Annotated in this window: 22 protein-coding genes; 12 read left to right on the top strand and 10 right to left on the bottom strand. The window is 67.4% G+C overall.

What is annotated here, in order from left to right:
* Window positions 1–78 precede the first annotated feature (78 nt).
* Window positions 79–2,445: a tetratricopeptide repeat protein gene (locus AB0F51_RS29690; protein ID WP_360285188.1), complete on the top strand. Its 2,367-nt coding sequence runs from the start codon at window positions 79–81 to the stop codon at window positions 2,443–2,445.
* Between the two features lie 90 nt (window positions 2,446–2,535).
* On the opposite strand, the gene AB0F51_RS29685 is transcribed toward AB0F51_RS29690, so the two are convergent.
* The 7 genes from AB0F51_RS29685 to AB0F51_RS29655 all read right to left on the bottom strand — a co-directional run bounded on the left by AB0F51_RS29685 (window position 2,536) and on the right by AB0F51_RS29655 (window position 9,168).
* Complete coding sequence (locus AB0F51_RS29685) at window positions 2,536–4,242, bottom strand: ABC transporter substrate-binding protein (protein WP_360285187.1); 1,707 nt, start codon at window positions 4,240–4,242, stop codon at window positions 2,536–2,538.
* 186 nt (window positions 4,243–4,428) lie between these two features.
* Window positions 4,429–5,466, bottom strand: coding sequence for a dipeptide ABC transporter ATP-binding protein (locus AB0F51_RS29680; RefSeq protein ID WP_360285186.1), 1,038 nt, complete (start codon window positions 5,464–5,466; stop codon window positions 4,429–4,431).
* Between the two features lie 28 nt (window positions 5,467–5,494).
* On the bottom strand, window positions 5,495–6,565 hold the full coding sequence (locus AB0F51_RS29675; protein WP_360285185.1) for an ABC transporter ATP-binding protein: 1,071 nt from the start codon (window positions 6,563–6,565) through the stop codon (window positions 5,495–5,497).
* Window positions 6,566–6,581: 16 nt separating this feature from the next.
* Complete coding sequence (locus AB0F51_RS29670) at window positions 6,582–6,971, bottom strand: ABC transporter permease (protein ID WP_360285184.1); 390 nt, start codon at window positions 6,969–6,971, stop codon at window positions 6,582–6,584.
* The gene (locus AB0F51_RS29665) at window positions 6,859–7,584 is read right to left on the bottom strand and encodes an ABC transporter permease (RefSeq protein ID WP_360285183.1); all 726 of its coding nucleotides are present in this window, start codon (window positions 7,582–7,584) and stop codon (window positions 6,859–6,861) included. The genes AB0F51_RS29670 and AB0F51_RS29665 overlap by 113 nt, the downstream gene beginning before the upstream one ends.
* Before the next feature lie 3 nt (window positions 7,585–7,587).
* Window positions 7,588–8,634: an ABC transporter permease gene (locus AB0F51_RS29660; RefSeq protein ID WP_360285181.1), complete on the bottom strand. Its 1,047-nt coding sequence runs from the start codon at window positions 8,632–8,634 to the stop codon at window positions 7,588–7,590.
* A 144-nt stretch (window positions 8,635–8,778) separates the two neighbouring features.
* Window positions 8,779–9,168 carry a (deoxy)nucleoside triphosphate pyrophosphohydrolase gene (locus tag AB0F51_RS29655; RefSeq protein WP_360285180.1) on the bottom strand — a complete coding sequence of 130 codons (390 nt, stop codon included), beginning with the start codon at window positions 9,166–9,168 and terminating at the stop codon, window positions 8,779–8,781.
* Window positions 9,169–9,208: 40 nt separating this feature from the next.
* Here AB0F51_RS29655 and AB0F51_RS29650 point away from each other — a divergent pair, with 40 nt between their 5' ends.
* The 11 genes from AB0F51_RS29650 to AB0F51_RS29600 all read left to right on the top strand — a co-directional run bounded on the left by AB0F51_RS29650 (window position 9,209) and on the right by AB0F51_RS29600 (window position 21,235).
* Window positions 9,209–9,862: a hypothetical protein gene (locus tag AB0F51_RS29650; protein WP_360285179.1), complete on the top strand. Its 654-nt coding sequence runs from the start codon at window positions 9,209–9,211 to the stop codon at window positions 9,860–9,862.
* Window positions 9,863–9,958: 96 nt separating this feature from the next.
* A complete protein-coding gene (locus tag AB0F51_RS29645) occupies window positions 9,959–10,252 on the top strand; it encodes a hypothetical protein (protein WP_360285177.1) in 294 nt (97 codons plus the stop codon).
* Window positions 10,252–11,052 (top strand): hypothetical protein, encoded by an 801-nt coding sequence (locus AB0F51_RS29640; RefSeq protein WP_360285176.1) that lies wholly within the window; start codon window positions 10,252–10,254, stop codon window positions 11,050–11,052. Before AB0F51_RS29645 ends, AB0F51_RS29640 begins: the two co-directional genes overlap by 1 nt.
* 19 nt (window positions 11,053–11,071) lie before the next feature.
* Complete coding sequence (locus AB0F51_RS29635) at window positions 11,072–12,949, top strand: fumarate reductase/succinate dehydrogenase flavoprotein subunit (protein WP_360285174.1); 1,878 nt, start codon at window positions 11,072–11,074, stop codon at window positions 12,947–12,949.
* Window positions 12,946–13,698, top strand: coding sequence for a succinate dehydrogenase/fumarate reductase iron-sulfur subunit (locus tag AB0F51_RS29630; protein WP_360285173.1), 753 nt, complete (start codon window positions 12,946–12,948; stop codon window positions 13,696–13,698). The genes AB0F51_RS29635 and AB0F51_RS29630 overlap by 4 nt, the downstream gene beginning before the upstream one ends.
* A 706-nt stretch (window positions 13,699–14,404) precedes the next feature.
* Window positions 14,405–16,381 carry an AarF/UbiB family protein gene (locus AB0F51_RS29625; RefSeq protein WP_360285172.1) on the top strand — a complete coding sequence of 659 codons (1,977 nt, stop codon included), beginning with the start codon at window positions 14,405–14,407 and terminating at the stop codon, window positions 16,379–16,381.
* 48 nt (window positions 16,382–16,429) lie between these two features.
* A complete protein-coding gene (locus AB0F51_RS29620) occupies window positions 16,430–17,815 on the top strand; it encodes an MFS transporter (protein WP_360285171.1) in 1,386 nt (461 codons plus the stop codon).
* Window positions 17,816–17,884: 69 nt separating this feature from the next.
* Window positions 17,885–18,463 carry a TetR/AcrR family transcriptional regulator gene (locus AB0F51_RS29615; protein ID WP_360285170.1) on the top strand — a complete coding sequence of 193 codons (579 nt, stop codon included), beginning with the start codon at window positions 17,885–17,887 and terminating at the stop codon, window positions 18,461–18,463.
* A gap of 1 nt (window position 18,464) precedes the next feature.
* Window positions 18,465–20,045 carry a carboxylesterase family protein gene (locus AB0F51_RS29610; RefSeq protein WP_360285168.1) on the top strand — a complete coding sequence of 527 codons (1,581 nt, stop codon included), beginning with the start codon at window positions 18,465–18,467 and terminating at the stop codon, window positions 20,043–20,045.
* A gap of 19 nt (window positions 20,046–20,064) precedes the next feature.
* A complete protein-coding gene (locus AB0F51_RS29605) occupies window positions 20,065–20,352 on the top strand; it encodes a 4a-hydroxytetrahydrobiopterin dehydratase (RefSeq protein ID WP_360285167.1) in 288 nt (95 codons plus the stop codon).
* Between the two features lie 55 nt (window positions 20,353–20,407).
* On the top strand, window positions 20,408–21,235 hold the full coding sequence (locus tag AB0F51_RS29600; protein ID WP_360285166.1) for an acyltransferase domain-containing protein: 828 nt from the start codon (window positions 20,408–20,410) through the stop codon (window positions 21,233–21,235).
* 21 nt (window positions 21,236–21,256) lie between these two features.
* On the opposite strand, the gene AB0F51_RS29595 is transcribed toward AB0F51_RS29600, so the two are convergent.
* From AB0F51_RS29595 to AB0F51_RS29585, 3 genes are all read right to left on the bottom strand, one after another.
* Window positions 21,257–21,886, bottom strand: coding sequence for a DedA family protein (locus AB0F51_RS29595; RefSeq protein WP_360285165.1), 630 nt, complete (start codon window positions 21,884–21,886; stop codon window positions 21,257–21,259).
* Window positions 21,887–21,994: 108 nt separating this feature from the next.
* Entirely contained in the window at window positions 21,995–23,170 is a 1,176-nt protein-coding gene (locus AB0F51_RS29590; RefSeq protein ID WP_360285164.1) for a cytochrome P450, read from the bottom strand.
* A gap of 10 nt (window positions 23,171–23,180) precedes the next feature.
* The gene (locus AB0F51_RS29585; protein WP_360285163.1) at window positions 23,181–25,961 is read right to left on the bottom strand and encodes an AAA family ATPase; all 2,781 of its coding nucleotides are present in this window, start codon (window positions 25,959–25,961) and stop codon (window positions 23,181–23,183) included.
* Between the last annotated feature and the right edge of the window lie 74 nt (window positions 25,962–26,035).

The raw sequence follows: 26,035 nt of genomic DNA, 5'->3' as shown, positions 1-26,035 counted from the left end.
GATTGGTCCAGACCGGCTCACCAGGTACAACCCATACAGTTCACCCATACAAAAGCGGCGATCGGGGGAAGTGTGGCGGTGGATTCCCAGTTCGCGGCCCTGCTCCGGCGGCACCGGACGGCGGCAGGGCTGACCCAGGAAGAGCTGTCGGCAGACTCCGGCATCAGCGTTCAGGCGATCAGCACCCTCGAGCGCGGCACCCGCCGCTATCCCCAGCCGAGCACCGTGCAGGCGCTGGCCCGGGCGCTCCATCTGGATCCCGACCAGACCGCCGCACTGGCCGCTGCAGCCTCTCGTCGCGGCCGGAGCGACAAGACCAAACCGAAGGCCAAACCGGCCGTGGCGGCGTCTCCCAGGCAGCTCCCGTTCGCCAGTGGCGACTTCACCGGCCGCGTCCGGGAGATGGGGCTGCTCACCCGCTATCTGACCACTGCCAAAGGGGTCAGCGTGACCGCGATCACCGGCATGGGCGGCATCGGCAAGACCACTTTGGCCATCCACACCGCTCACCGGGTCGCTGAGCACTTCCCGGACGGTCAGCTGTACCTCGACCTGCGCGGCTTCGGCATCGGCCCGCCACTCGAGCCGCTGGACGCTCTCACCTACCTACTGGAGGACATGGGCGAGACCACCCCGGCCGACCTGGCCACTGCCTCCGCAAGATTCCGTACTGCGCTCGCGAATCGCCGTCTGGTGCTACTGCTCGACAACGCGGCCGATCAGGACCAGGTCCGCCCGCTGCTACCGGGTACTGGCAGCTGCGCGGTCATCGTGACGAGCAGGCGCAGCATGGCCGGCCTGGGCGGCCGTCAGTTCCAGCTGGCCGAGCCGCCCTTGGAGGAATCCATCGAGATGCTCCGTCGCATCTCGGAGCGCCCAGACGCGCCGGAGGACGAGTGTGCCGAGGTAGTGCGGCAGTGCGGTGGTCTGCCCCTGGCGATCCGGATGGCAGGTGCCCGGCTGGCGTCCCGCCCGACCTGGCCGGTCGCACACCTTGCCGAGCGGCTGGCTGACGGCCGTCGCCGGTTGGACGAGCTGCAGCTGGACGACTCCGGCGTACGGGCGACTCTGGTGTTGTCGATCGAGCAGTTGGCCGGCAGTGACGACCCGATCGACGTACAGGCCGTCACTATGTTCGCGTTGCTCGGGCTACCGGAGTCTGTGGAGCTCACGTCCGCTCTGGCGGCTGCACTGTCCGACAGCCCTGAGCCTGAGGCTGTCGTCGTACTGGAGCGGCTGGTCGACGTGCACCTGCTGGGGACGCCGGCCCCAGGGCGGTACCGGCTGCACGACCTTCTCCGGGTGGCTGCCCGGGAGCTTGCCGAGCAGATGCTGACCGAGCCGGACAAGGCCGCTGCCACCACTAGATGGATCAAGCGGGTCTCCGCTGTCGTCTGGAAGGCCAGCGAGTACGCCGGGCACGGGGTGACCCGCGAGCAGTGGCTGGACAAGGAGTGGCTTGCCGACGCCCAGGACTTGCCCAGCCAGGAGCACGTACTCGCCTGGCTGGACAACGAGCGCCCCAACCTGGTCGGCATCGTGCAACAGGCTGCAGCGGAGCAGCCGAGCCTCGCAGTACAGCTGGCAGTCGGGCTGAACGCGTACTACGCGGTCCGCAGAGCCTGGCTCGAGTGGCTGCAGTCCAACGAGGCCGTACTGCGCCTGGTCCGCGGCGGTCCCGACCGCGTCGCGGAAGGGCTCGTCCTGCACGACCTCGGTGCGGCACACGCGGAACTGGGGCAGTACGAGCAAGCAGTGGCGCCCCTACGCCGGGCAGTCGACGCTGCGGAGAGCTCAGGAGACGGCAACCTGCAGGCGCTCTGCCTCAGCAGCCTCAGCCATGTCCTGGAGCGCACCGGACGCACCACCGACGGCATCCCGTACGCCGCACGCGCCCGTGAGATCGGCCTGCGCCTGGGCATCCCACCGCGAGCGGCCTGGGCCTGCCTGGCACTCGGCATGCTCTACCTGAAGACCGGCAGACCCGAGGCGGCCCAGCAGCACTTCGACGAGGCGATGGACCTGCTGGTCGAGCCAGGGCTGGAGAAGTACCGCGGCATGATCGCGCAGAACGTCGGAGTCGCCTACCGCGAGGCCGGCCAGTACGAGATCGCCGGGGAAGCTCTGCATCAGAGTCTGGAGCTCTACCGGGCGGCGGATGCGGCGATCCCCCAGGCCGAAGTACTGAACGAGCTTGGCCGCCTCCGGATGGCAGAAGGCCGGTACGACGAAGCCATTGCCGCCCAGAGCGAGGGCCTGGCCATCGCCGGCCAGTACGGCGACTGGCTCTGCGAAGCGGACATCCGTAAGAGCCTCGGCGAACTCCATCTGGCCCAGGGCCGCCTGCCGGAGGCGCGTCGCGAGTGGCGGATCGCGTTGTCCATCCACGAGCAGCACGACGCCCACGGCGCCGCCGACCTGGTGCAACTCCTGCGCGGTACCTGATCCTCAGCGCACGCAGAAGGGGCGGCTCCCCGAAGGGAACCGCCCCTCCCTCAGCTGCTAACTACTAGCGGCGAAGGTCCTGCACCTGGATCAGTTCGCCTTCTTCAGCGCGATCTGGGTGAGGTCCGGCAGACCACCCGTGTTCGGGTCGGCCACCGCGTTGTCGATGTTCGAACCGACGACGTACACGTTGAGGTCCTGAACGGTCGGCACCAGCGGCGCCGTCTTCATGATCTCGGAGTACAGGTCGGACAGGCCCGAGGTGAGCTTGGCCTTGTCGGTCTCCTTCTCGAGCTCGGCCATCTTGTCCCAGCCGACCTGGTTGCGCGCGTAGTTGTTCTGCGCGGCCTTGTTCGGCGCGGTGGTGTCGGGACCGAGCACCGGCGGCACGACGGTCGCCAGCGTTGCCCAGTCGTAGCACCAGCCGGCGGTGATCAGGTCGGTCGCCGACTTGTCCACCTGCTGGGTCGAGTAGTAGTTGTCACCCGGGATCTTACGGATGTCGACGTTGATGCCGATCGCCTTCCAGGACGCCTGAGCGGCCTCGGAAGCCTTGGTCGCCAGACCGGAGTCAGCGGTACCGAGGACGAGCTTCTCGCCCTTGTAGCTGGACTCCTTCAGAGCGGCCTTGGCCTTCTCCTTGTCGCCCTCCGGCGGAGCCTTGAAGTGCTCCTCCGGCTTGTAGCCCTCCATGTCGTCCGGGATGATCGAGTCGACCACCGCGGCCAGCCGCTCGCCACCACGCGCGTCGCGGTAGCTGGTCCGGTCCAGACCGTAGTACAGCGCCTCGCGCAGCTTCTGGTCCTTCAGCAGCGGCTTCTGCTCGTTGAAGGCGATGTAGCGACGGCAGATGTCCTTGGACGTGATGACGCGGTCCTTGACGTTCGCCTGGTTGGTCTTGGCGATGTTCTCCGGCTGGACACCGGCGAAGCTCACCGAGCTCTTGTCGGCCGCACCGTCGGCGAACAGCCGCTGGTCGACGGTCGCCTCGGCGTCACCGAACTTGAAGACGAACTTGTCCGGCATCGCGGTCCGCAGCGGGTCGGTCTTCTGGTCCCAGTTCTCGTTGCGGACCAGCGTCAGCGACTTCTTGCGGGTGTAGGACTCGATCTTGTACGGACCGGTCGAGACCGGGTGGTTGTCGTACGAGGTCTTGGTGTCCTTGGCCTTCGGGACCGGCGACCAGACCTTCATGCTGGCCGTGCCCTCGAAGGTCGGGACAGCGCGGTTCAGCTTGAAGACGACGGTCTTCTCGTCCGGCACCTCGATCGCGGTGCAGCCCTTGCCACCGTTGTTGTCACCCACGTACGGGCCCTTGTAACCGGGGCAGTCGAGGTACTCGTGCGCGTACGGCGCACCCTCCTGCATGTCGGCCGCGAACGAACGCTCGGCGCCGTACTTGATGTCGGCGGCAACGACCGGCGAACCGTCCTCGTACTTCAGCCCGTCCTTCAGCTTGAAGGTCCAGGTCTTGAAGTCGGGCGTCGACTCGTAGCTGGCAGCCAGGTCGTTCTCCAGCACGATCTTCTTCGACTTCGCGTCGTAGCGGTAGTCCGTCAGCGTCCGGGTGATCAGCTTGCCGATCATCGAGGAGTCGGTGACGAAGTTACGCTGCGGGTCGAGGTGTTCTACGTCGTTGACGTGGTAAACGGTGACGGTGCCCCCCTTGGCCCCGGCCGTGCTGCCTTCCGTGGACTTGCTGCCGGCGTCGTCGTTCCCGCCGCCGCAAGCGGTCGCCAGCAGGGTCAGGCTGACCCCTGCGGCAACTGCCTGTCCTACTCGTTTGGCGTACTTCATAGCCAGTAGTTCCTTCCTTGTCATGACGTTCCACGCCGGGTCGCGGCGGCCGGATAGGTCATCTGGCGTCAATTCGCGGTCATCAACTCACGGAATCACAAGTGGCGCAACGAGCATTCGGCTCGGTGACCAGATCGTGATTGCATCATTGCCATCGATAGATCTAACGGCTACTCTCCGCATTTTTCAGATCACATCGCGCTCCTCTGGGAAGTGACACGCAGCCCGATGACCCGGAGCACCGATCTGCAGCAATTCGGGTTCTTTCTCGGCGCAGACGTCCTGCGCTTTCCAGCACCGCGTCCGGAAACGGCACCCGGACGGCGGATTCAAGGGGCTCGGCACGTCACCGGTGAGGCGGATCCGCTCCCGGTGCGCCAGCGCGTCGGGGTCCGCTTCCGGAACCGCCGACAACAGCGCGTGCGTGTACGGGTGCCGAGCATGGTTGTAGAGCTCGTCGCGGTCGGCGATCTCGACCACCTTGCCCAGGTACATCACCGCGACCCGGTCCGAGATGTGCCGGATCACCGACAGGTCGTGGGCGATGAACAGGTAGGCCAGGTTGAACTCGTCCTGCAGGTCCTCCAGCAGGTTCACGATCTGGGCCTGGATCGAGACGTCGAGCGCGGAGACCGGCTCGTCGCAGACGATCAGCTTCGGCCGCAGGGCCAGCGCCCGGGCGACACCGATCCGCTGCCGCTGGCCGCCGGAGAACTCGTGCGGGTACCGGTTGTAGTGCTCGGGGTTCAGCCCGACCCGCTCCATCAGCGCCTGGACGGCCTTCTTGGTCCCGCCCTCGCTGTCCACCTTCTGGATCTGGAACGGCGCCGCGATGATCGTGCCGATCGTCTGCCGCGGGTTCAGCGACGAGAACGGGTCCTGGAAGATCATCTGGATCTCACGCCGGTACGGCCGCATCCGGGCGCGGCTCAGGTGCGTGATGTCGGCGCCGTTGAACTGGATCGAGCCACCCGTCGGCTCGTCCAGCCTGGTCACCAGCCGGCCCGTGGTGGTCTTGCCACAGCCCGACTCGCCGACCACGCCAAGGGTCTCACCGGAGTGGATGGTCAGGTCGATGCCGTCGACCGCCTTGACCGCTCCGGTCTGCTTCTGGAACACGATGCCGCGGGTGACCGGGAAGTAGCGCTGCAGACCCTTGACCTCGAGCAGCACCTCCCCCTGCCCCGCCTGGACGGCCTGCTCGGCCGACGTCGACGTACTCACGATCGCTCCTCGTCCTTCGGTGCCGGCATCACAGGTTCGGCTTGATCTGCTCGATGAACAGCTTCTTGCGCTGCTCGGTCTCGATGTGGCAGCGGACCCGGTGGCCGCCGGTGCCGATCTGCAGCAGTTCGGGGACCTCGCTCTTGCAGGAGTGGCCCTCGACGTACTGCTGGTAGTCGCAGCGCGGCTGGAACGGGCACCCGTTCGGCAGGTTGATGAGTGACGGCGGAGTACCCCGGATGGACTTGAGCCGGTGATCGCCACCGCGGTTCACCCGCGGGATCGAGCCGAGCAGACCCCAGGTGTAGGGCATCTCGGGCCGGTAGAAGATGTCGCGGACCGGGCCGGACTCGACCACCCGGCCGCCGTACATGACCACCACGTCCTGCGCCATCTGGGCGACGACGCCCAGGTCGTGGGTGATGATGATGATCGCGGAGTTGAACTCCTTCTGCAGATCCATCATCAGGTCGAGGATCTGCGCCTGCACGGTGACGTCCAGGGCGGTGGTCGGCTCGTCGGCGATCAGCAGCTGCGGGTCACACATCAGCGCCATCGCGATCATCGCGCGCTGCCGCATACCGCCGGAGAACTGGTGCGGGTAGTCGAAGAACCGCTTGTCCGGCGACGGGATGCCGACCCGGTCGAGCAGGTCGATGGCGCGCTTCTTGGCGACCGCCTTGGTCACGTTGTTGTGCACCCGGTACGCCTCGACCAGCTGGTCGCCGACGCGGTAGAAGGGGTGCATCGCCGACAGCGGGTCCTGGAAGATCATCGCCACCTGCTGGCCGCGTAGCCGGCGGATCTCCGGTACGGACATGCCCACCAGCTCGGCGCCGTCCAGCCAGATCTCACCGCCCACCTTGGCCCGGCTGCCCTTGTGCAGGCCCATGATGGCCAGGCTCGAGACGCTCTTGCCGGAGCCCGACTCGCCCACGATGCCCAGCGTCTTGCCGCGTTCCAGCGAGAAGCTCAACCCGTTGACGGCCTTCACCAGGCCGTCGTCGGTCGGGAAGTGCACCTGCAGGTCCTTCAGTTCCAGGAACGGCTTGCCGGTCCCGGCATTCGTGCTCGCTGTGGTTGTCACAGACTCGGTCACTTGTCTCCTCGTCGGGTCAGGACAACCGCACGCGCGGGTCGATGAAGGCGTACAGGACGTCGACGATCACGTTGGCCAGCACGACGAAGATCGCGGCGAACAAAACGACGCCCATGATCGCCGGCAGGTCGTTGCTGAGCACCGAGTCGATGGCGAACCGGCCCAGGCCGGTGATGCTGAAGATCTGCTCGGTGATCACCGCGCCGCCGAGCAGGCCGCCGACGTCGAGACCGAAGATGGTCACGATCGGCGTCAGCGCCGAGCGCAGCCCGTGCTTGAAGATCACCGTGCCCTCACCCAGGCCCTTGGCCCGGGCGGTACGGATGTAGTCCTCGTTCATCGTGTCGATCATGTTGGCCCGGGTGAGCCGGGTGTACAGCGCCGCGAAGACCAGCGCGAGCGTCATCCACGGCAGGATGTAGAACTGCATCCATTTCAGTGGACCGACGGTGAACAGCGCCGAGTTCGCGGTGTCCGGGAACGGGCCACTGGAGTTTGACGATGAACAGGTACAACAGCAGGTAACCGAACACGATGGTCGGGAACGAGACCCCGAACAGGGCCAGTCCCACGCTCAGCTTGTCGATCGCCTTGCCCTTGCGCAAGGCGGCGATCAATCCCAGCAGGACACCGAAGAACAGCCAGATGACGGCGGCCCCGGAGGCCAGCCAGAAGGTCGCCGGGAAGGCGGTGGAGATCGACTCCCAGACCGGGATGCCGTTCTGGTACGACTCACCGAAACACGGCCACGCACAGGTGCGTTCGTTGCCCTCGGAACCGATCTCGCGGCCGGTCGGGCTGACCAGCCCCTTCATGTACGTGCCGTACTGGACGATCAGCGGCTTGTCGAACCCGTAGGTCGCGTTCACCGTCGCGACCGTCTCGGTGTTGCAGTTCCGGCCACAGATCAGCAGGGCGGGGTTCGCCGGGGTGATCCAGAACAGGAAGAACGTGATGGCGCTGATCACCCAGAGGATGACGATCGTCTGGAGCAGACGCCGGATCAGATAACGGCCCATGGGTCAGCTCCTCCCGGCGCGCGGGTCGAGGGCGTCCCGCACGGAGTCGCCCAGCAGGTTGAAGGCCAGCACCGTGATGAACAGCGCCAGGCCCGGGAAGAACAGGTACAGCGGGTTGCTCTCGATCCAGTCCGAGGCGTCGTCGATCATCCGGCCCCACGAGGAGGTCGGCTCCTTGATCCCGACACCCAGGAAGGACAGCGCGGCCTCCGCGGTGATGTTGCCGGGGATCAGCAGGGTGGTGTAGACGAGCAGCGTCGGGATCAGGTTCGGCAGGATCTGCTTGAAGATCACGTACGCCGGACCGGCGCCCAGCGACCGGGCCGCCTCGACGAACTCCCGCTCGCGCAGCGACAGCGTCTGGCCGCGCACGATCCGGGCCAGGTAGGCCCAGCCGAAGAAGCCGAGCACGAACATCAGCACGCCTAGTCGGAGTCTGTTGTCGTCGGGTATGCCCAACAGGTCCTGCCCACGGTCCGCGACCACCGGCGTCAGCGCCATGATGAACAGCAGTGACGGGAAGCTCAGCATGATGTCCATCAGCCGGCTGAGCAGCGTGTCGACCCAGCCGCCGAAGTAGCCGGCCACCATGCCGATGATGGTGCCGAGCACGATCGCGATCAGCGTGCCGCCGAGCGCGACCAGCAGCGACACCCGGGTGCCGTAGACGAGCCGGGAGAAGACGTCGCGGCCGTTCTGCGGCTCGACACCGAGCCAGTGCTCGCTGCTCGTACCGCTGCCCCACAGGCCGCCGATCGGGATACCGCCGTCGCGGGTGTTCAGCAACGGGTTGCCGTTCGCGTCGACCTTGTTGAACTGGTCCGGCGGGAAGCCGTTGAGCTTGACGATCAACGGCGCGAAGATCGCCACCGCGATGATCAGCAGAATGATGATCGCGCTGATCACCGCGATCTTGTCCTTCTTCAGCCGGGCCCAGGCGATCTGCCCGAGGGAGCGCCCTTCGATCTGTTTGGCCTCAGCGGTCTCAGCCAAACCATCTGCCGGCAGACCGCCTTCTGGAGACAGGTCGTCCGAAACCCCCAGCGTCATCGCTGTTGCCTACCTTCCGCTTTTGGTCGCACCGCCGTCACCCGGACGGTCGAGTTGCCGGGAACCCTACGGATCTCGCACTGTGGACGCCACTGGGCTGGCGTCGATGTCACGGAATCGTGACGGATCTCGTGCGCTTAACACTTAGATGTCACAAACCATTACTTTGCGTAGCGCGGAGAGGAACGGACGGTCAGCGGGAAGCCAATCCAGTCCGTCCAGTTCGCTCACCTCGACCCATTTGATTGCGCTGTGTTCCTGCAATATTGGTTCACCGCTCAACAGATCGGCGGCGTATACCTTAAGCAAGTACTTTTCGCCGATCGCCTGGGGTGGTCCCAACGAGGCCCGTGGCTTGATCTCCAGGGCGAGTTCCTCGCGCAGTTCGCGGACGGCGGCCTGCTCGTCGGTCTCGCCCGGCTCGACCTTGCCGCCGGGGAACTCCCAGCCGCCGTCCGGTCCGGGACGCAGCGCGGCCAGCACCCGGCCGGCCCGGATCACGGCCACCCCGACGACGATCTGCGGCTCACTCATGGGCATGCACTGTGTCACGTCCTGCGGCGATGATGGTCGGGTGCCGCAACAGAACAGGCCGCTACAGAACAGAGTGCTGCCGACCCAGGAGATCGTGGCCGAGGCCGGCCGCGGTCTGCTGATGGGCAATCGGGGCACGCTGCACCGACCCGACCGCACCCTGGGCGTCACCCGCTGGCGGTCGAACGCCTGGATCTGTTGCGTCCTGGACTGGAAAGGCGTCCAGCGCGACCCGATGCCGCCCGGCCGCTGGACCGCACTGTTCTTCTTCGACGAGGCCGTCGCCCTGGCCGCCGGCCATCGCCCGTGCGCCTACTGCCGCCGCCGCGACTACCTCCTGTACGCCGGTGCGTGGGCCGCCGGGCGTGGTCTGTCCGAGCGTCCGCGAGCCGCCGCGATGGACCGCCAGCTGCACCTAGAACGCGTTGAACCCCGAACCCGCCGGCAACGCACCACCGTCGCCGAACTGGACGACCTGCCCGACGGCGCGATGATCCGGCTCGACGGACGGCCGGCCCTGGTCCTCGGCGGTTCGGTACTCAGCTGGTCCTGGGAGGGGTACGCCGTACCGACGCGACCCGCCGGGTTGCGGCAGGTCGAAGTACTGACTCCGCCCGCGAATCTCCTTGTCCTGAAGGCCGGATTCGCCCCATTACTCCACTCGTCGGCTCCTCGGCAACTGAGGCAGCCCTAACTAGAAACACGCCGTACCAAGGGGTCTTCCGTTGTGCGCCCGGCAGGGGCAAAGTGTGCCCATACTTACAGCGACAAAACCATCACTGGAGTCGGCATGGGTGACGGCAACAGCACCGTGGCAGCGGTGCAACGCGCTCTCGAAGCGCTGCATGCCAGCGTCGGAAAGCTCAGTCAGGAGTACGGTGACACTCTCGGCGTTCGCCGATTGGTGTCGGACGTGGCCCGGCTGAGTGACGACCTGGCCGAGCTCGGCCCGCCCGACCCTCATCACAGACCCGGACCAGTTCCGGAGGAACTCGAGGAGATCCCCGACGTGGAATACGACGCGTCCATGTGGACCGACGCGGAGCACGAAGGCTTCGGCGCACCGGACCGGCACGCCCCCTGATGGCTACTGGCACAAGCGCTCCCGGTCGCGCGCAGATCGGGCAGAAGACGCTGCGAACCGACCGCTGGTGGCTCGCGCCGCTGCGGATCGGGGTGATCCTGGGCTTCTTCGTCGTCTACGCGACGGTCCGGATCTTCATGAACAAGTGGTATTGGGTCGACGACTTCCACTACCTCACGCCGCTGTACTCGCCGTGCATCACCGAGTCCTGCGTCCCGGGCTCCAGCCACCTCGGCACCTGGTTCGGCGAGTTCCCGCGGGTGATCCCGTTCAGCATCATCACCTTCGCGGTGCTGGCCGGCTTCCGGGGTACCTGCTACTACTACCGCAAGGCCGGCTACCGCTCGCTGTTCTTCGCGCCGGCGGCCTGCGCCGTACCGGAGCCGCACAAGAGCTACACCGGTGAGCGGAAGTTCCCGCTGGTCGCGCTGAACCTGCACCGCTACTTCTTCTACGGCGCGCTGGTCTTCGGTGTGCTCAACGTGTACGACGGTGTGCTCGCCTTCCATGGCGAGGACGGCGGCTTCGGCATCGGCCTGGGCACCGTGATCATCTGGATCAACCTGGTCTTCCTGTGGCTGTACACGCTGTCCTGCCACGCCTGCCGGCACATCGTCGGCGGCCGGCTGAAGAACTTCTCCAAGCACCCGCTGCGCTACCGGTACTGGACCTTCGTGTCCAAGCTGAACCCGAAGCACGGCACCTTCGCGATGATCTCGCTGTTCACCGTGATCCTCACCGACGCGTACATCATGTCGCTGTCGGCGGGCTGGTTCTCCGATCTGCGCTTCTTCAACTGATACGGACGTCTGACTTCTTATGACTGAGCTGGAACGACACCAATACGACGTCGTCGTGATCGGGGCCGGCGGCGCCGGCCTGCGCGCGGCGATCGAGGCCCGCGAGCAGGGCAAGCGCACCGCGATCGTGTGCAAGTCGCTGTTCGGCAAGGCACACACCGTGATGGCCGAGGGTGGCTGCGCGGCGGCGATGGGCAACGCGAACTCCAACGACAACTGGCAGGTCCACTACCGCGACACGATGCGCGGCGGGAAGTTCCTGAACAACTGGCGGATGGCCGAACTGCACGCGCAGGAAGCCCCCGACCGGGTCTGGGAACTGGAGTCCTACGGCGCGCTGTTCGACCGGACGCCGGACGGCCGGATCAGCCAGCGCAACTTCGGCGGTCACTCCTACCCGCGGCTCGCCCACGTCGGCGACCGCACCGGCCTCGAACTGATCCGCACCCTGCAGCAGAAGATCGTCTCGCTGCAGCAGGAGGACTTCGCGGCCACCGGCGACTACGAGGCCAACCTCAAGGTGTACGCCGAGTGCACCGTGACCGAGCTGCTCAAGGACGGGGACGCGATCTCCGGTGCCTTCGGCTACTGGCGTGAGTCCGGCCGGTTCATCCTGTTCGACGCACCGGCGGTGATCCTGGCCACCGGTGGGGTCGGCAAGTCGTTCAAGGTCACCTCGAACTCGTGGGAGTACACCGGTGACGGTCACGCGCTCGCGATGCGGGCCGGCGCGACGCTGATCAACATGGAGTTCATCCAGTTCCACCCGACCGGCATGGTCTGGCCGCCGTCGGTGAAGGGCATCCTGGTCACCGAGTCGGTCCGCGGTGACGGCGGAGTACTGAAGAACTCCGAGGGCAAGCGGTTCATGTTCGAGTACGTGCCGGACGTGTTCCGGGCGCAGTACGCGGAGACCGAGGAAGAAGCCGACCGTTGGTACAAGGATGCCGACAACAACCGGCGTCCTCCCGAGCTGCTGCCGCGCGACGAGGTCGCCCGGGCGATCAACTCCGAGGTCAAGGCCGGCCGCGGTACGCCGCACGGTGGCGTCTTCCTGGACGTGTCGTCCCGACTCCCGGCCGAGGAGATCAAGCGCCGGCTGCCGTCGATGCACCACCAGTTCAAGGAACTCGCGGACGTCGACATCACCGCTGAGCCGATGGAGGTCGGCCCGACCTGTCACTACGTGATGGGTGGCGTCGAGGTCGACCCCGACACGGCGTCGTCCGTCGTACCGGGTCTGTTCGCGGCCGGTGAGGTTGCCGGTGGCATGCACGGGTCGAACCGGCTGGGCGGCAACTCGCTGTCCGACCTGCTCGTCTTCGGCCGCCGGGCCGGGATGGGCGCGGCGATGTACGTCGACTCGCTCGGCGCGAACCGGCCGAAGATCGCCGAGGCGGACATCGACACCGCGGCGGCCGAGGCGCTGGCGCCGTTCGAGCTCGAGGGCGGGGAGAACCCGTACACGATCCACCAGGAACTGCAGCAGGCGATGAACGACCTGGTCGGCATCATCCGCAAGGCCGAGGAGATGGAGCAGGCGCTGGCGCGGCTGGCCGAGTTCCGCGGCCGGATCGCGAAGATGACCGTCGAGGGCCACCGGCAGTTCAACCCGGGCTGGCACCTCGCGCTCGACCTGCGCAACATGCTGACCGTCTCGGAGTGCGTCGCCAAGGCGGCACTGGAGCGGGAGGAGTCGCGCGGCGGTCACACCCGCGACGACTTCCCGGGCATGAACGCCGAGTGGCGCAAGGTGCTGCTGGTCTGCGGGCTGAACGCCGACGGCAGCGTCGACGTGAGCCGCAAGGACCAGATCCCGATGCGCGAGGACCTGCTGGAGCTGTTCGAGCTGGACGAGCTGAAGAAGTACCTGACCGAGGAGGAGCTGCCGGCATGACCTACAAAGGCAAGTTCCGGGTCTGGCGGGGTGACGCCGAAGGTGGTGAGCTCCAGGACTACGAGGTGGACGTGAACGAGGGCGAGGTCGTCCTCGACGTCATCCACCGGCTGCAGGCGACCCAGACGCCGGACCTGGCGGTCCGCTGGAACTGCAAGGCCGGCAAGTGCGGCTCCTGCAGCGCCGAGATCAACGGCATGCCCAAGCTGATGTGCATGTGCCGGATGAACACGTTCGAGGAGGGCGAGACCGTCACGGTCACCCCGATGCGGACGTTCCCGGTGATCCGCGATCTGGTCACGGACGTCTCGTTCAACTACCAGAAGGCCCGCGAGATCCCCTCGTTCACTCCCCCGGCCGACCTGAAGCCCGGCGAGTACCGGATGCAGCAGGTTGATGTGGAGCGCTCGCAGGAGTTCCGCAAGTGCATCGAGTGCTTCCTGTGCCAGGACACCTGCCACGTGATCCGCGACCACGAGGAGAACAAGGAGTCCTTCTCGGGCCCGCGCTTCCTGATGCGGATCGCCGAGCTGGACATGCACCCGCTGGACGCCGCGGACCGCCAGCACCAGGCACAGGACCAGCACGGCCTCGGCTTCTGCAACATCACCAAGTGCTGCACCGAGGTCTGCCCCGAACACATCAAGATCACCGACAACGCCCTCATCCCGATGAAGGAACGAGTCGCCGACCGCAAGTACGACCCCATAGTCTGGCTAGGCAACAAAATCCGCCGCCGCCCAGCCTGACAACACCCGAAGGCCGCCCCCAGCACCAGCTGCGGGCGGCCTTCGCACGTCTACCAACCAAAAGAAGTGAAAAGTAAAAGAAGAAGAAATTAGGCTGCTGCCGCAGGCCGGCGGGAAGCTTCGGCGCTGCGGGCGCTGAGGCCGACAAGCCCAAGAGAACAACGAAGAAGACCAACAGTGCTGCCGTAGGCCGTGATCAACACTCAGGTCAGCGTACGCTCGCCGCGCTCTCCGAGGCTTCCTGGAATGCCTCTCGGACCGCCACTCCTCACAAACCTACCCAACGCAACCCGAGGCGCCCGGCTGTCCAGAGCTAGCGCGCGGTCGCATTCAAGAAGGCGACCCGGGGACTTGAGGTAGGCGGCGCGGGCGTTACCGCTGAGGCCTGTCATCGCGAGAAACCTCAGCGCGCGCCCGGCCGAAGATATCCAACAGCCGGCGGCAGCCCTCTATCTCTTGCTCTTGCTCTGCTCTTGCTCTTGCTCTTGTCTTTGCTCTTGCTCTGCTCTTGCTCTTGCTCTTGTCTTTGCTCTTGCTCTTGCTCTTGTCTTGCTCTTGTCTTTGCTCTTGCTCTTGTCTTTGCTCTTGTTCTTGGTCTTGTTCTTGTTCTTGTTCTTGTTCTTGTGGTCTGTGCTCCCTCTGGTGGCGGGGGTGGTCCCCCGGGTGGGTGAGGTGGGTGGGGTGCGGGGGCGCTTAGGGTGCGGGCATGGATGTGGTGGTTGTGGGGTTGGTGAATGTCGGTGTGTTCATGGTGGTGTTCGTGCCGTTCTCGCAGCGGTTGCTGGGGGTGCGGTTCGGGCTGGGGCGGTTGGCGGTCGGGGCGGCGTTGACGCTGGCCATGTTCGGGCCGTTGCTGACCGCGCTGGCGGGGCCGTTGCCGTGGAGCGGGTCGAACGGGGCGGCGTTCGCGTTGCTCGGGTTGACGGCGTTGTGCTCGATGCTGACCGGGCTGATCTTCCTGGTGCTGTCCGAAGCGCTGGTGCCGACCGGGTCGTTGCCGAGGGCCCGTGATCTGCGCCGGGACGTGAGCGGCCGGATCGCGCGCACTCGGCGCTACCTGCAGATCCTCCGGATCGCCATCAAGCACGGCCTCGGCCCGTACCTACGCGGCCGCCGCCGCCCAGGTCACGAGAACGCGGCCGGGCAGGCCGATCTGGCTCGTTCGCTGCGGCTCGCGCTCGACGAGGCCGGTGTCACCTTCGTCAAGCTCGGGCAGGTGCTGTCGACCCGCAGCGACGTCATCCCCGCATCGGTCGCGCTCGAGCTCAGCCGGCTGCAGGACCAGGTCTCCCCCGCACCCTGGGAACAGGTCGAGGCAGTGCTCACCGAGGAACTCGGCGCGCCGCCGCGCCAGGTGTTCGCCGACTTCGCCACCGAGCCTCTCGCCGCCGCTTCCGTGGCTCAGGTGTACGCCGCCCGGCTGGACGACGTACCGGTCGTGGTGAAGGTGCAACGGCCCGGTATCGCGAGTGTTGTCGCGCGGGATCTGGACATCGTGCAGCGACTCGCGCGGCTGCTCGAGCGCAACACCGACTGGGGCCGGTCGATGGGCGTGCGGTCGCTGGCCGAAGGCTTCGCGGACGCGATGCGCGAGGAGCTCGACTTCACCGTCGAGGCGGGCAACATGGCCAGCGTCGCGGCCGGCAAGTCGGTCACCAACAACCCCGACATGGTCGTACCGGAATTGCACACGCGCTTCTCCACGAGACGGGTGCTCACGATGCAGCGGCTCGACGGGATCGGGCTCGGGGCGGCCTCTCCCTCGATTGCCGAGCGCGGTCTCGATCCCGCCCGGCTGGCGAAGGTGCTCTTCGAGTGTCTGCTCGGGCAGGTCGCGATCGACGGTGTGTTCCACGCGGATCCGCACCCGGGCAACTTCCTGCTGCTGACCGACGGCCGGATCGGCATGCTCGATCTCGGCTCGGTCGGGCGGCTCGATCCGTCCACCCGCGAAGCGCTGCAACGGTTCCTGCTCGCCGTCGACCACGGCGACCCGGTCGCGGCGACCGACGCGTTGCTGGAGATCGTCCACCGGCCGGACGTGATCGACGAGCAGAGCCTGGAGCGCGCGGTCGGGCAGTTCATGGCGCGTCATCTCGGTGCGGGCGCCCAGCTCGGGCCGGCCATGTTCAACGACCTGTTCCGGATCATCGCGTCGCACGAGCTGGGGGTGCCACCCGAGGTCGCCGCGGTGTTCCGCGCACTCGCCACCGTGGAGGGCACGATCGCGCGGATCTTCCCGGGCTTCGATCTCGTCGGTGCGTCCCGCCAGTTCGCCGCCGCGCACGTCACCGATCGACTCGCCCCCGACGCACTGCGCCGTACGGCGACCGAGGAACTGGCCACCTTGCTGCCGATGCTCCGGCGGCTGCCACGCCGGATCGACCGGATCGCGGCTGCGGCGGAGAGCGGTCGGCTCAACCTCAACGTCCGCCTGTTCGCCGACGAGCGCGACCGCCGGCACCTGACCGGGCTGCTCCACCAGGCACTGCTGGTGATCCTCGGCTCGACCGCGGGACTGATGGCGGTCCTGCTGCTCGGCACGCCGGGAGGCCCGCGAGTGACCGCTTCGCTCACCCTCTACCAGCTCTTCGCCTACAACCTGCTGGTCATCTGCGCAGTCCTCGTACTCCGCGTCCTGGTGCTCGTCTTCCGCCTACCCGACAGCCGATCCCGCACGTAAATCCCCCCGGTTGACCTCAAGCGCGCTTTAACCCTGAGGATTGCCGGCATGTCTGCCACTGAGGTCTCCCCACCGCCCCGGCTGTTCAGCGGAACCCACCTGCCGCTCGTTCTCGGCGTCATCTCGCTGGTCACGCTGGCCGCGTTCGAGAACCGCGCGGTGGGAACCGCGCTGCCGACGATGGTGCAGGAGTTCGACGCGTTGAGCGCCTTCGGCCTGGCCAATGCCGCGCCGAACGCGAGCTACTTGGTGTCGCTCGCGATCGCCGGGTTGTGGAGTGATCGTCGCGGGCCGATCCCGACTCTGCGGGCCGGTGCGATCGCCTTCGCGCTGGCCCAGCTGCTGGTCGGTACCGCCCAGGGCATGCCGATGGTGGTCGCCGGCCGATTGCTGAGTGGTTTCGCGGAAGGTCTGCTCGACGTCGCCCTGATGGTGCTGGTGGCAAGGACTCTTCCAGCCGTACTACGCCCGCGGATGTTCTCGTTGTTCGCGGCAATGTGGATCCTCCCGTCGGTCGCGGGCCCATTCTTGACCGGCTTGGTGACCGAGCAGGCCGGCTGGCGATGGGTCTTCCTCGGCGCACTCTTCTTGCTGCTGCCGAGCTGGTTCCTGCTCCGGCCGGCGATGCGAGTCGCCGCCCGCACGCCCGCACCTGAACGCAGTACGGAGGATGCCGCGGAGCTGGCCGCGTGGCGGGCTGCCCTGCCGTGGGCGTTCGCGGCATCCGTTGCGCTCTTCTCGATGACGTTGGCCGGGGACCATCTGGAGCATCACCGCTGGCCGGCCGGGGTGACGATCGCGGTGAGCGTCGTGGTGCTCGCCACGGCCGCGGTTCGGGTGATGCCTCGGGGCACGTTCGTACTCCGGCGCGGCTTCCCGTCCGTCGTCGCGGCGCGCGGGCTGACCGGCGCGGCCTTCGCGGGCACTGGCGCCTACCTGCCGCTCCTGCTCACCCTGCAACACGACTTCAGCCCGTCCCGCGCCGGCATCACGTTGTCGATCACCGGTGTCAGCTGGGCGTTCGGCTCGTGGCTGCAAGGGCGCGAGCACGGCTTCCAGCGGGTGACGGTACTGCGTACAGGCCTGACGCTGATGACCGCCGGACTGGCCGGCACCACCCTGCTCGCGTGGGCCGGCGACATCATCTGGCTCGGCCTGGTCGGCTGGACGATCGCCGGAATCGGGATGGGTCTCAGCTCGTCGAGCCTGTCGGTGCTGACCCTCGATCTGTCCGACGACAGCAACTCGGGCCGCAACGTCAGCGCCGCCCAGATGGCCGGGACGATGAGCATCTCCACCGCGCTGGCGATCAGCGGCACCTTGCTCGCGCTCAACGCCGGCGATCCCCGCCCGTGGGTCTTCGGCGTCATCCTCTCCGCCGGCGTCGCCCTCGCGCTGGCCGCCCTCCTCACCGCGAGCCGAATCCGCACCTGAGGCGACCCGGCGGCCGCGTCAATGAGCTGCTAGCCACCACATTTTGCTCGACTGAGCTAATATTTGCTTATGCGAGCAAAACGGACCCTGACCGAGCAGGCGCGCCGGGCCCAGATCGTCACGGCGGCGATCGAGGTGATCGCCCGGGACGGCGTCGCGCAGGCGTCGTTCAAGGAGATCGCCCGCGAGGCCGGGCTGAGCAGCACCGGCCTGATCTCCTACCACTTCGCCGGCAAGCAGGAGCTGATCGAGGAGGTCGGCCGCGAGATCCTGACCCGGTTCGGCGAGTTCGTCCTCGCCCGGACCGACGGCGTCGAGGAGCCACTCGCCGTCCTGCACGGCTTCGTCGAGGCGAACGTCGCGTTCCTCCGCACCCATCGCAGCCACGCGTCCACCCTGGTCCGGATCAAGAACGATCTCGCGCTGGCCGAGCTGACCCGCTCCGACCAGACGGCCCTCGCCACAGTGCTCGAGCAGGGCCAGCGGACCGGCGTACTGCGGGACTTCGATCCGCAACTCGTTGCCGTGTTCCTCCTCTCGATTCGCGACGGTCTGATCCGCCAGCTCGACCTGGACCCCGAACTGGATCTCGACGCGGCGGCCCGGGAGTTCGCGACGCTCGTCGACCTCACCACCAGGAAGGCCTGAGATGAAACGTCTGACGACACTCGCCCTCGCCCTCCTCCTCACCGCCTGCAGCCAGACCCCAGCGCCACAAGCAGAACCGCCCGGCCCGGTCGTCCACACCGACACCGGCGACGTCCGCGGCATCGTGCATCCCGACCGCCGCGTCTTCAACGGCATCCCGTACGCCGCGCCGCCCGTCGGCGACCTGCGCTGGGCAGCACCCGCACCGGCCAAGCCGTGGACCGGCGAACGCGCCGCCACCAAACCCGGCAGCGCCTGCCCACAGAACAAGAACGCGATCGCAAACCTTGCCAGCAGCAACGAAGACTGCCTGTTCCTCAACGTCACCACGCCGAAGACCGCCTCACCCGAGCACCGCAAGCCGGTGATGGTGTGGATCCACGGCGACGGCGCGATCGGCGCGGGCGACCAGTTCGACCCGGCGCGACTCGCGGTCACCGGCGACGTCCTGGTGATCACCTTCAACTTCCGCCTCGGTGTCTTCGGCGGCTTCGGGTTCCCCGGCCTCGAGCACTCCGGCACGATCGGCCTGCAGGACCAACGCGCCGTACTGCGCTGGGTCCAGCGCAACGCGGCCGCCTTCGGTGGCGACCCGGCCAATGTGACGCTGTTCGGCGTCTCGTACGGCGCGACCGCGACCAGTGCTCACCTGATGTCGGAACAGTCGCGCGGACTGTTCCACCGGGTCATCATGCAGAGCGGGTTCACCCTGATGGACATGCCTGCCGGCGCGACCTACCCGGGGCTGCCCGCATTGCCGTGGTACGGGTGGACCACGACGAAGGATGCCGACACGCAAGGGCAGGTAGTTGCGAAACAGCTTGGCTGCAAGGATCTCGCCTGTCTTCGCAAGGTGCCGGTACCCAAGCTTCTCGCCATACCTCAGGTGATGAACATCTTCCAGCCGTATGCCCTGGGCAACGATCAGCTACCGGCCGATCCGGACAAGGCGCTTGCTGCTGGCAACTTCACCCAGGTGCCGGTGCTGTCGGGGACGACGCGGGACGAGCACACCACGTTCGTCGCGTTCTTCCGTGAGCTGGCGGGCAGTCCGGTGACCGCGGCCGGCTATCCGGAACTGCTTCGCACGGCGTTTGGCGACCAGGCGGCGAAGGTCGCCGCGGAGTACCCGTTGAAGGACTATCCGACGCCGGCCAGGGCATGGGCCGCAGTGATCACGGACCGGATGTGGGCCCGGGCTCAGCTCCGGCAGAACCAGTTGCTCTCGGCAAAGAACCCGTTGTGGTTCTACGAGTTCGCCGACCGGGACGCACCACTCGACATCCCGTTCCCGAAGGGCTACGACCCAGGCGCCTGGCACGCCGGCGACGTGGGCTACCTGTTCCGGGACGACAAGAGCGCCGCGGCGATGCGGCCGGACCAGGTCGCCCTGTCGGACACGATGATCCGCTACTGGGCGAACTTCGCCCATCGCGGCGACCCGAACGGCACCGGAGTACCGGAGTGGAAACGGTTCAGCGGGCCTGGGACCGTCCAGTCGCTGGCGCCGGGCAAGATCGCTCCAGTCGACTACGAGCAGGAGCACCGGCTGGCCTTCTGGCGGTCATTGGGCCAGGGGTAGACGCACTAGAGTGTCGGGTATGGCTGAGCTGCTGACCGATGACCAGATCGACGCCGCGTTGCGTGACCACCTGCCCGAGTGGAAGGTCGTGGACAACGCGCTGGTGCGCAGCGTGAAGAAGCCGTCCTTCATGGACGGCATCCGGCTGGTCGCGACGGTCGCCCAACTGGCCGAGTCGATGAACCACCACCCCGACATCGACATCCGCTACACCACGATCACCTTCCGCGTCACCAACCACGAAGCCGGCGGCCTCACCGACGACGACCTCGTCCTGGCCCGCCACATCGACACCGCCGCCGGCTAACCCAGTTACCGGAAACCCGGAGGCTCCGTAACTATCCAACGGCTACGGTTGAGGTGTGACTAGCGCTGACGAGTACCGCCTGCTGGGATTCACCGACGCCGATCGGGAGGCGGCGGAGCGGTTCGAGGCTGATCCGGGGGCGGTGGAGAAGCTGGCTGGGCAGCTTCGTGCTGCGATCGGGACGTTCCGGCCCGAGGGGGACGGGCTGGAGATGCCGGAGGACCCGCGGATCTCGGTCGCGGCGTTCCTGGAGACGTTGCCCGACATCCGGCGGTACCACCAGGAGCGTGGGGTCAGCGACGAGGTCAGCTGGGCGACACTGGCCGATCTGGGTCAGCAGCTCGACGTGCACCGCCGGACGTTCGGCGAGTACGGCCTGGCGACGCACTGGTGGATGGCGATCCACTGGAGTGGCGTGCTCTACGCGCTCGGCCGGCTCCAGTTCCTGCTGCACCAGGTGCCGGCGAACAACCCGGTGCCCGGTACCGAGCCGGGTGAGTGGGTCATCGGCGTCCACATCCCCGAGACGGGTCCGCTGACACCTGAGGCGATCGACGACAGTTTCGCTCAGGCTCGCGAGTTCTTCCCGCGGGTGTTCCCGGAGTACCCGGTGAAGGCCGCGACGCTCGGCTCCTGGCTGCTCGACCCGTACCTGCTGGACAACCTGCCGCAGGACTCCAACATGGTCCGCTTCGGCCGCCGCTTCACCCCGTACGGCGAACCGCGCGACTCTCAGGACAGCGCGATCTTCTTCACCTTCCGCAGCCACGACCTCGACAAGCTGGACGAGTTCCCGCAGGACACCAAGCTCCAGCGCCTGATCGTCGAGCGCATCAAGGCCGGCGGCACCTGGCAGACCGCCTTCGGCTACTTGAGACTCTGAAGCCGCACGCTGGAGAGCGCGTCAGCCCGCCGTGACCCTGGAGGCGCGGCGGCGGACCGCGATCCGGCGGCTGGTCTCGATCACGAGACCGATCGTGAAAGCCATGCCGAGACTGAACGCGAGTGCCTTGAGCGAGTCGTGCGCGAACGCGTCCCCGCCCAGGTAACCGAGCAGCGCCACGTAGGTGTACGCGACCGTGACGCCGGCCGCGGTGAACAGGATGAACTTGCGGAACGAGTACGCCGTCGCGCCCGCGGTCAGCGTCGCGACCATCCGCGCGCCCGGGACGTAGCGCACCGTCATCAGGATCAGCCCGCCGCGCGAGTGCAGTGCCTTGGACACCTTCTCGAACATCCGCTGCCGGGCGTCGCGGCGGCGCATCCAGCGATGCAGCGCGGGACCTGAACCGCGTCCGAGCAGGTAGCAGACAGACTCGCCGATGATCGAGCCGGCCATCGCGGCGACGATCACCAGCAGCAGATTCTGGTGTCCGGCCGCGGCTGCCATGCCCGCGGTGACGACCAGGCCCTCGCTCGGCACGACCGGGAAGACGGCGTCGATGGCGGCGGCCAGGAAGAGCACCAGGATCAGCCAGGGCGAAGCCATCGCGATCCCGAGCACGTGCCGGGCGGCCTCCATCAAGTCTGTCACGCGTTGAAGCATGCCATCCGAAGTCAACCCCCACCGAATCGACGAACCCACCGTCAGGCGGGAACCCACCAAGAATTCATCCCAAAGGACCACGGTGTTCCAGCGGTTCTACAGCCTCACCGGCAGGCGGGTGATGGCATTGATCAGCAGCCCCTGGCTGCGGATCGGGTCGTCCTCCGAGGCCAGTTTCAGCTCGGGGAAGCGGTCGAACAGCATGCCGAGCGCGATCCGGCCCTCCAGCCTGGCCAGCGGCGCACCGAGGCAGTGGTGGATGCCATGGCCGAACGCGACGTGCGAGGCGTCCCGGGTGATGTCGAGCTGATCGGGCTGCTCGAACTTGCCCGCATCACGGTTGGCGGCGAGCAGCGCGAACACGATCACCTCGCCGGTCCCGATCACGTTCCCGCCGATCTCGATCGGGGCCTTGGCGATGTACGGGATCGCGGCCTGCAGCGGGCCGTCGTACCGGAGGAGCTCCTCGACGGCGGCCGGCAGTCGCTCGGGCTCGGCTTTGAGCGGGGCCAGCTGGTCCGGGTTCCGCAGCAGCGCGTGGGTGCCGTTGGTGATCAGGCTGACGGTGGTCTCGTGCCCCGCCGCGAGCAGCAGGTAGACCATCGAGGTGAGTTCGTCCTGGCTCAGCCGGTCGCCGCCGTCGCGGACCGCGATCAGGTCCGACAGCAGGTCGTTCGAGGGGTTGACGCGCTTGTCCTCGATCAGCTCGCGGATGAACGTCACCATCGCGGTCGCGGCCTCGACGTAGACCTCGGCCGGGTGGACGGCCGCGTTGACGACGACCGACGACCAGCGCCGGAAGTCGTCCCGCCGGATCGCCGGGATGCCGATCAGCTCGCAGATCACCGTGATCGGCAACGGGTAGCTGTAGGAGTCGACCAGGTCGACCTCGCCACCCACGGCCGCCATCTCGTCCAGCAGGTCAGCGGCGATCTCCCGGATCCGCGGTTCCAGCAGCTCGATCCGGCGCCGGGTGAAGGCGGCCGAGACGAGCTTGCGCAGGCGGGTGTGGTCGGGCGGGTTGGCGCTGAGCATGTGCTGCTCCAGCGACTCGATCAGCTCGTCGGTCACCTGGTCGCGGTGCGGCCCCTCCAGGGCCGACCTGACCACGTCGGGATGCGCCAGCAACTCGCGCGTCTCGGCGTACCCGGTCACCAGCCAGACCGGCACGCCGGTGAACAACGTCAGGTGATGGATCGGGGCCTTCGCACCGAGTTCCGCGAAGCCCGCGTGCCGTTTGGTTCCACTCGTTTCCAGGTAGGGCGAGGTCACGTCGGCCAGATTACGTCCGCGCCGGGCCACCCTTCTCGAGAATTTCGGCCAGCTCCGGACGAGAGTGGATGCCGAGTTTCGTGTAGACCTTGCGCAGGTGGTACTCGACCGTCTTGGGGCTCAAGAAGAGTCGTGCCGCGACACTGCGGATGCTGTGTCCTTCGGAGAGGAGCCTGGCGATCTGCCGCTCCTGCGGAGTCAGGTCGTCCGCAGTACTGGGCTCTCGGCGGCGTGCTGTCTCCCCTGTGGCCTTCAGCTCGGCCGCAGCCTGGTCGGCCCAACCTGGTGCGCCTAGCTGGTCGAACGCCGCTACTGCGCGACGTAGCTGCTCTCTGGCGTCCACTCGCCGTCGTGCGCGCCGCAGCCAGGCTCCGTACACCAGGCGAGTCCGTGCAGCCTGGAAGACGTCCAGCGTCCGTTCATGCCACTCCAGCGCCTCCAGGAACTTCTGCTCGTCGTCCTCGACCAGCCCCAACGCCCTGGCCGCCCTCGCCAGGGCCCACGGCTGTCCCTTCTCACCAGCCCGTACTGCGAAAGCCCGCGCCACTGCAGAAGCGTCGTCGGCTCTCCCTAGTCGCAGGTAGACCTCAACCAGTTCCGGTACTGGCGACAGATCAGGGTCCAGCACTCCCAACGACGTCAGCACCTCAGCCAGCCGCTCGTACTGCGGCAGCGCAGCCTGCGGGTCGCCCTGACCCAGTGCGAGGTCCCCCAATGCAAACAGCGACCAGGCGAGCCCCAGGTGGATCTGCCGCTCTGAGCAGATCCCCATCGCCTCGGCCGCGAGTGCCCGGCACTCCGCTGCGCGCCCCTGCTGAGCCGACAACCACGCCAGGCCGGCCAGGTTGAGCGCCAGTTCGGTCGTCTGCCCGGTCTCACGGCTCAGCCGGATGCCCTCGTCGTACGACGCGGCCGCGTCGGCCCAGCGGTCGGTGGTGGCGTCGTCGCGAGCCAGCAGGAAGAGCACAGCCGGCAGTACTCCGACCGCGACCTGGTCCCGTCGTTCCCGCATCGCCTCTTCGATCAGGGCGCGGCCGGTCCCACTCTCGCGCAGGAACATCGGGGCGAGCATCATCCAGACCTGGCGGCGCCGGTCGCGTTCCAGGGCCACCGATGGTGCCAGCGCAAGGGCCTGACGGATCTCCTCGGTACCGCCACGGCCGGAGAGCACCTTGGCGACCCCACAAGCGAGCAGGCCGATCACGCGAGTCCCGGGACGCTCGATCTCTTGCAGCAACGTGCTCAGCTCGTCTGCCGCTTGCAGAGCCCCAGCAGCGTCGCCCAGCCGGAAGCAGGCGTTGACTACGTCGGCAAGCAGTCCCACTGCGGCTTCGGGGTCGGCAGTCTCGGTCGCAGCGAAGAGGATGTCGCGTGCTCTTGCCGGGGAGCCACACTTCAGCGCGATGTCGCCGCGCAGCTCATCGGCGTGAGTACGGGCCTGCCGGGGTGGCTCCAGGGCGAGTGCCTCACGGAGCAGCTCGTCTGCTCGCTCCGGCGAGCCGGCGAACCAGGCCGCCTCACCTGCTGCGACCAGCCGCAGCGCGCGAGCGCCCGTAGTACCGGTGAGGCGGGCGGCTCGTTCGAAGGCGGTTGCGGCGACTGCGTGTGCTCCGCGATCTACCGCGTGGTTGCCGGCTACCTCCAGTGCGGCGGCTACTGCGTCGTCTGTGCCGAGCGTTGCCTCGGAGAGGTGCCAGGCGCGCCGGTCGTCATCCTGTACTGCGTTGGCCACCGCGAGATGGACTGCACGGCGCTGAGCAGGCTCGGCGTTCGAGTAGATGGCTGAGCGGACCAGTGGGTGCCTGAACTCGACACGACCCTCCTTGAGCGCCACCAGCGAGGCCCGCTCTCCTTCGGCGAAGACAGCGAAGTCGACGCCCAGGTCGGCGCAGGCGCGTGCCACTACTCCCAACTCGCCGTCATCCACCGAGGCGACGAGCAGTGCGGTCCGGGCAGCCTCACTGAGCTTGTTTGCCCTTGCAGCAAAGGCTTCTGCGAGCAGTGCCGGGACAGGCACCGGTACTCCGGGCGGAACGCGTCGCAGCTGCTCGGGATCCCTTGCCAGCTCCAGGAGCGCCAGCGGGTTGCCCGCGACCGTGCGGTGGAGGCTCGCGACCAGGTCGACGGGTAGTCCCGCGACCAGCTCCTGTGCCGCCTCCAGGCCGACCCCGCTCAGTTGAAGCTGCGGCAGATCCGCCTGAGCCAACGGATGCACTTCACCGGCCCGCGCCGCGATCACCAGCACAATCGGATCAGCCACCAACCGCCGGGCCGCGAACAACAACGCCTCGGCACTCGGCAGATCGAGCAGCTGCGCATCATCCACCAGGATCGCCACCGGCGCCTCCTCAGCAAACCGGCAAACCAGACTCAACGTCGCCGCCCCCACCACGAACCGCTCCTGAGCACTCCCCGCGCCAGCCACCGCCTGGCGGGAACCTCTGCCCTTCTCCCCGCCGGCGAGCCCCGAAGGGCGAGCCGGCGGTTCTGGTGTGCCCAAGGCGAGTGCTGCAGCCAGGGCATCTCTTTGGGGTGCGGGGATGCGATCCAGCTCGCCGAGGGCAGGGCGGAGGAGTTGCAGGAGGCCGCCGAAGGGGATCTCGCGTTCGGCTTCGGTGCCGCGGGCGCGCAGGACGCGCAGGCCCGCGGCGAGGGTCGCCGCCTCGGTCACGAGAGCTGTCTTCCCGATGCCCGGTTCCCCGGTGATCAGGAGTACCCCGCTGGATCCCACCCGCGCCCCCGCGACCAGCCGTTCGATCGCCCGCCGTTCGGTGTCCCGCCCGATCAGCATGTCTGGCAGTACACCACCAACCGACTAGGTAGGTCACCTGATGCGAGCAACTGGCTTGCGCTCCTAGGTTCGCC

Source organism: Kribbella sp. NPDC023855 (assembly GCF_040639475.1).
Classification (GTDB): Bacteria; Actinomycetota; Actinomycetes; order Propionibacteriales; family Kribbellaceae; genus Kribbella.
Note: the sequence above shows the minus strand (reverse complement) of the source record. Positions and strands in the feature narration are given on the sequence as shown.

Excerpts from the sequence above, each read along its gene's own strand:
- AB0F51_RS29620 (WP_360285171.1), top strand. The coding sequence starts at position 16,430 with ATGTCTGCCACTGAGGTCTCCCCACCGCCCCGGCTGTTCAGCGGAACC.
- AB0F51_RS29685 (WP_360285187.1), bottom strand. The coding sequence starts at position 4,242 with ATGAAGTACGCCAAACGAGTAGGACAGGCAGTTGCCGCAGGGGTCAGC.
- AB0F51_RS29615 (WP_360285170.1), top strand. The coding sequence starts at position 17,885 with ATGCGAGCAAAACGGACCCTGACCGAGCAGGCGCGCCGGGCCCAGATC.
- AB0F51_RS29660 (WP_360285181.1), bottom strand. The coding sequence starts at position 8,634 with ATGACGCTGGGGGTTTCGGACGACCTGTCTCCAGAAGGCGGTCTGCCG.
- AB0F51_RS29640 (WP_360285176.1), top strand. The coding sequence starts at position 10,252 with ATGGCTACTGGCACAAGCGCTCCCGGTCGCGCGCAGATCGGGCAGAAG.
- AB0F51_RS29625 (WP_360285172.1), top strand. The coding sequence starts at position 14,405 with ATGGATGTGGTGGTTGTGGGGTTGGTGAATGTCGGTGTGTTCATGGTG.
- AB0F51_RS29645 (WP_360285177.1), top strand. The coding sequence starts at position 9,959 with ATGGGTGACGGCAACAGCACCGTGGCAGCGGTGCAACGCGCTCTCGAA.
- AB0F51_RS29665 (WP_360285183.1), bottom strand. The coding sequence starts at position 7,584 with ATGGGCCGTTATCTGATCCGGCGTCTGCTCCAGACGATCGTCATCCTC.
- AB0F51_RS29670 (WP_360285184.1), bottom strand. The coding sequence starts at position 6,971 with ATGACGCTCGCGCTGGTCTTCGCGGCGCTGTACACCCGGCTCACCCGG.
- AB0F51_RS29605 (WP_360285167.1), top strand. The coding sequence starts at position 20,065 with ATGGCTGAGCTGCTGACCGATGACCAGATCGACGCCGCGTTGCGTGAC.
- AB0F51_RS29635 (WP_360285174.1), top strand. The coding sequence starts at position 11,072 with ATGACTGAGCTGGAACGACACCAATACGACGTCGTCGTGATCGGGGCC.
- AB0F51_RS29655 (WP_360285180.1), bottom strand. The coding sequence starts at position 9,168 with ATGAGTGAGCCGCAGATCGTCGTCGGGGTGGCCGTGATCCGGGCCGGC.
- AB0F51_RS29610 (WP_360285168.1), top strand. The coding sequence starts at position 18,465 with ATGAAACGTCTGACGACACTCGCCCTCGCCCTCCTCCTCACCGCCTGC.
- AB0F51_RS29585 (WP_360285163.1), bottom strand. The coding sequence starts at position 25,961 with ATGCTGATCGGGCGGGACACCGAACGGCGGGCGATCGAACGGCTGGTC.
- AB0F51_RS29630 (WP_360285173.1), top strand. The coding sequence starts at position 12,946 with ATGACCTACAAAGGCAAGTTCCGGGTCTGGCGGGGTGACGCCGAAGGT.